This window comes from Staphylococcus sp. GDY8P119P (assembly GCF_017892075.1).
In the GTDB taxonomy this organism is placed as follows: domain Bacteria; phylum Bacillota; class Bacilli; order Staphylococcales; family Staphylococcaceae; genus Staphylococcus; species Staphylococcus ureilyticus.
The window spans coordinates 1-787 of the sequence record NZ_JAESKJ010000032.1 but is presented as its reverse complement, the minus strand read 5'-3'; the positions used below and the strand labels follow the sequence as shown (position 1 = coordinate 787).

Below are 787 nucleotides of genomic sequence, written 5' to 3'. Positions count from 1 at the left end.
TCATCTAAGGCAATAGGAACACCAAAGTTGTTACTTAAGTATCCTTCAATTGCATTACGGGTGCCGTTCCACCCTCTGAATAATGTTTGGTCACCTTTAGATGGATTACCTGCTATTGAAACTGCTAATGCCGCTGCAGTCGATTTACCCGTACTAGAGTTCCCCATAAATGAAAATATCGTGCCAAAATATTCGACTTCATGCTTTGTTTTTAAGAACGCAGTCACTAATGAAGAAACACCAAATATCACAGCAAGCTCCAGTAACAAGTTTCCTTTTACTTCATCAAGATACATTTGCCACCAGCCTTCAAATGTACCTTTAGGTTGTAAGTCATACTTTGTTTCACAAATGATTTCATCAGCCTGAGACTGCTCGATGTCTTTTGAAAGATATGGTTCATCTAATGAAATGACAGTACCTTCATCAGTACTTAAGACACCTACACCTGTATACAATGTAGAAATGGGCAGTGATTGACGCATTAATTGTAGTGCATTACCTAGCGATTTAATGTACTTTTCATTGATGCTGAACCCAAACATAACCAGTCTAGGTAACTTTTGTGTCGTTAGAATATCTGACGTTTCAATACGTTCAATATTTTTGCCATCCGTGATAGTCAATTTCTCAACCCCTGTAGTAGGGTCGAGAAATTTGTTTTCTATGATGATTGGACTAGATAAACGAATTATCTTATCTTCGTCATTTTTGTTTTTTGCTCGAATAAGTTCATACCATGCAGTTGAATCTAACCAGTATGGATATTGCTCGAAGATGTTGTTAG

General features: G+C 37.2%; 1 protein-coding gene. It reads right to left on the bottom strand.

Annotated features, from left to right (window positions below; all coding sequences use genetic code 11):
* On the bottom strand, positions 1 to 787 hold a 787-nt coding region (locus KA830_RS13625), incomplete at both ends, for a DUF927 domain-containing protein (protein ID WP_245337245.1).